Genomic DNA, 4,256 nt, shown 5'->3' on the forward strand with positions numbered 1-4,256 from the left:
CGAGCCCACCCGCGACCCGTGCCGCGCTCGACCCGGCCCTCGTCGCGGGGCGCGGCGCCGACCTCGGGGTCGTCGAGCAGGAGGCCGAGGCCGCCACGACGAACGGCACCGTGATCGGCCCCGACCGCACCGCCTACACGCTGCCCGCGGAGGCGTCGGGCCGGTCGGCCGTGCAGCTGCTCCCCGGGCAGTTCGTCGAGTTCCGGCTGCCGAAGGCGGCGAACGCGCTGACGATCCGGTACGCGATCCCCGACGCGCCGACCGGCGGCGGCATCACGTCGCCGCTCGACGTCACCGTCGGCAAGGACCGGGCGCGGACGATCACGCTGACCTCGCAGTACGCGTGGCTCTACAACCAGTACCCGTTCACGAACGACCCGAACGCCGGGCTGCTGCACCCCGACTGGTGGATCACCGAGTGCGGCTGCGTGCCGGCGGCGACAACACCGACGCCGACGATCACCACGCCCTTCCGGCCCATGCACTTCTACGACGAGCAGCGTGTGCTGCTCGACCGGACGTACCGCGCGGGCGAGACCGTGCGGCTCACCGTGCCGAAGAAGGCCGCCGCGGCGTGGACCGTGATCGACCTGCTCGACTCGCAGGTCGTCGGCGCGCCGCACGTGCGGCTCAAGGCCGCGAACGCCGTGCTGTTCGGCGCGGACCCGACCGGTCGTCGCGACGCCGCCCCCGCGATCGAGCGCGCGATCGCCTTCGCGCAGAAGCACGACCTGCCCGTCTACCTGCCGCCCGGCACGTACCAGGTGAACCGCCACATCGTGGTGGACGACGTGACCATCGAGGGCGCGGGTTCCTGGTGGACGACGCTGCGCGGTCGCGAGGTCGCGCTGCCGACGCCCGCACCCGACGGGTCCGTGCACACGGGCGTCGGGATCTACGGGAAGACCGCCGCGGAGGGCGGGTCGCGCGACGTGCACCTGTCCGGTTTCGCGATCCAGGGCGACGTCCGCGAGCGCATCGACACCGACCAGGTCAACGGCGTCGGCGGGGCCATGAGCGACTCCACGATCCGCGACCTGTACATCCAGCACACCAAGGTCGGCATGTGGTTCGACGGGCCGATGTCGAACCTCGTCGTGAGCGACACCGTGATCGTCGACCAGATCGCCGACGGCGTGAACTTCCACACCGGCGTCACCGACTCCGTCGTGCGGAACTCGATCGTCCGCAACACCGGCGACGACGCGCTGGCCATGTGGGCGCAGGGCACGACGAACGCGCGCAACACGTTCGAGCGCAACACCGTCCAGACGCCGACCCTCGCGAACGGCGTCGCGATCTACGGCGGCGAGGACATCACGGTCGTCGGGAACCTCGTCGCCGACCCGGTCCGCGAGGGCAGCGCGCTGCACGCCGGGTCGCGGTTCGGGGCCGAGCCGTTCACCGGGTCGCTGCGGTTCGTCGACAACACGACCGTGCGTGCCGGCACGTACGAGCTGAACTGGAACATCGGGCTCGGGGCGCTGTGGGTGTTCGCGCTCGACCGCAGCATCGACGTCGACCTGCAGGTCGTCGGCGACCACTTCCTCGACAGCACCTACAACGCGGTCATGCTCGTGACGGACTGGCCGGTCAAGGACCTGTACTCGATCACGGGCGTGGACGTGCGCGACGTGCGCGTCGACGGCACGGGCACGTCGGTCCTGTCCGCCCGGTCCGCGGGGTCGGCGACGTTCACGAACGTCGACGCCCGGAACGTCGGGGCCGTCGGCATCAACAACTGCGGCGCGTTCGGCTTCACGCCCGCGGGCTCGGAGTTCACCGTCGTCGACGGCGGCGGCAACGACGGCGGTGGGACGACCGGCCCGTGGATCGCGCCCTGGTTGCTGCCGAACACGATCACGTGCGACGACCGGCCGCCGGTGGTGCCCCCGCCGCCGCCGTCGGCGTGGTGACCCGCGGGGTCGCCCGCTGAGACCGGGGCTCCCGGGCCGGAGTGCGCACCGGTCCGGGAGCCCCTTCGTCTGCGACGGGTCGCCGCGTCAGCGGTCCTGACGCAGCACCAGGACGCCGCGAGCGGGGACCGTCGCGCCGCCGTCGTGCACGTCGCCCGCGAGGAGCGAGCGGGCGAGCCGGTCGCCGATCTCGCGCTGCACGAGCCGTCGCAGCGGGCGCGCGCCGTACGCGGGGTCGTACCCCTCGAGCGCGAGCCACTCGCGCGCGGCGGGCGTGACGTCGAGCGTGAGCCGACGGTCCGCGAGCCGGCGGCCCAGCGACGCGACCTGCAGCTCGACGATGTGCCCGATCTCGTCGAGCGACAGCGGGTCGAACAGCACGACGTCGTCGAGCCGGTTGAGGAACTCGGGCTTGAACGCCGTCCGCACGGCGCCCATGACGGCGTCCTTCTTGGCATCGGCCGAGAGCAGCGGGTCGACGAGGAACTGCGACCCGAGGTTCGACGTCAGCACGAGGATGACGTTGCGGAAGTCGACCGTGCGGCCCTGGCCGTCGGTGAGGCGGCCGTCGTCGAGCACCTGCAGCAGCACGTCGAAGACCTCGGGATGCGCCTTCTCGACCTCGTCGAGCAGCACGACCGAGTAGGGACGACGGCGGACGGCCTCGGTGAGCTGGCCGCCCTCCTCGTACCCGACATACCCGGGAGGGGCGCCGACGAGCCGCGCGACCGAGTGCTTCTCGGAGTACTCCGACATGTCGATGCGGACCATGGCCCGCTCGTCGTCGAAGAGGAAGTCCGCGAGCGCCTTGGCGAGCTCCGTCTTGCCGACACCGGTCGGCCCGAGGAACAGGAACGAGCCGGTGGGGCGGTCGGGGTCGGAGATGCCGGTCCGGGCGCGGCGGACCGCGTCGGACACCGCGGCGACGGCGGTGCGCTGGCCGATGAGCCGCTCGCCGAGCACGTCCTCCATGCGCAGCAGCTTCGCGGTCTCGCCCTCGAGCAGCCGGCCGGCGGGGATGCCGGTCCACGCGGCGACGACCTCGGCGACCTCGTCGGGCCCGACCTTGTCGGCGATCATGGGCGTCCCGTCGGGCGCGAGCACGTCGTCGGCGGCCTCCTCGGACGCCTCGGCCGCGGCGATCTCCCGCTCGAGCGCGGGGATCTCGCCGTACTGGATGCGCGCGGCCGCCTCGAGGTCGCCCTCGCGGAGCAGCCGCTCGGCGTCGGTGCGCAGCGCGTCGAGCCGCGCCTTGAGGTCGCCGACGAGGTTGTGGCCCGCCTTCTCCTTCTCCCACCGCGCGGTGAGCGACGCGAGGTCCTCGCGACGGTCCGCGAGGTCCTTGCGCAGCCGCTCCAGGCGGTCGAGCGACGCGGGGTCGTCCGACTCCTGCAGGACGACCTCCTCCATCTCGAGGCGCGTGACGGCACGCTGGAGCTCGTCGATCTCGACGGGCGAGGAGTCGAGCTCCATGCGCAGGCGCGACGCGGCCTCGTCGACCAGGTCGATCGCCTTGTCGGGCAGCTGGCGGCCGGTGATGTACCGGTCGGACAGGGTCGCGGCGGCGACGAGCGCGGCGTCGGAGATCGTCACCTTGTGGTGCGCCTCGTACCGCTCCTTGAGGCCGCGCAGGATCGCGACGGTGTCCTCGACGGACGGCTCGCCGACGAAGACCTGCTGGAACCGCCGCTCGAGGGCGGGGTCCTTCTCGATGCGCTCGCGGTACTCGTCGAGCGTGGTCGCGCCGACCAGGCGCAGCTCGCCGCGGGCCAGCATGGGCTTGAGCATGTTGCCCGCGTCCATCGCGCCCTCGGACCCGGCGCCCGCGCCGACGACGGTGTGCAGCTCGTCGATGAACGTGACGACCTGCCCCTCCGCGCCCGTGATCTCGGCCAGGACGGCCTTGAGCCGCTCCTCGAACTCGCCGCGGTACTTCGCGCCCGCGACCATCGCCGCGAGGTCGAGGCTGACGAGCCGCTTGCCGCGCAGGGACTCGGGCACGTCACCGGCGACGATGCGCTGCGCGAGCCCCTCGACGACGGCCGTCTTGCCGACGCCCGGCTCGCCGATGAGGACGGGGTTGTTCTTGGTGCGCCGGCTGAGCACCTGCACGACGCGGCGGATCTCCGAGTCGCGCCCGATGACCGGGTCGAGCTTGCCGTCCCGCGCGCGCTGCGTCAGGTCGATGCCGTACTGCTCGAGCGCCTTGAACGTGCCCTCGGGGTTGGGGCTGGTGACGCGGCTGTTGCCGCGGACGTTCGGCAGCGCGGCTGCGAGCGCGTCGCGGCTCGCACCGGCGGAGCGCAGCGCGTCGGCGACGCCGGACTGGCCCGCGGCGAG

The 4,256-nt window shown here is 72.8% G+C and carries 2 protein-coding genes; one reads left to right on the plus strand and one right to left on the minus strand.

All coding sequences use genetic code 11. From position 1 onward, the window contains the following. Positions 1–1,916 (plus strand): glycosyl hydrolase family 28-related protein (locus HGA02_RS11985; protein ID WP_168679198.1); only part of this gene is annotated, 1,916 nt, incomplete at its 5' end. Between the two features lie 87 nt (positions 1,917–2,003). On the opposite strand, the gene HGA02_RS11990 is transcribed toward HGA02_RS11985, so the two are convergent. Next, a partial coding sequence (locus HGA02_RS11990; protein ID WP_168679199.1) for an ATP-dependent Clp protease ATP-binding subunit occupies positions 2,004–4,256 on the minus strand: 2,253 nt, incomplete at its 5' end.

It is taken from the genome of Cellulomonas septica (genome assembly GCF_012396155.1).
GTDB lineage: Bacteria > Actinomycetota > Actinomycetes > Actinomycetales > Cellulomonadaceae > Cellulomonas > Cellulomonas septica.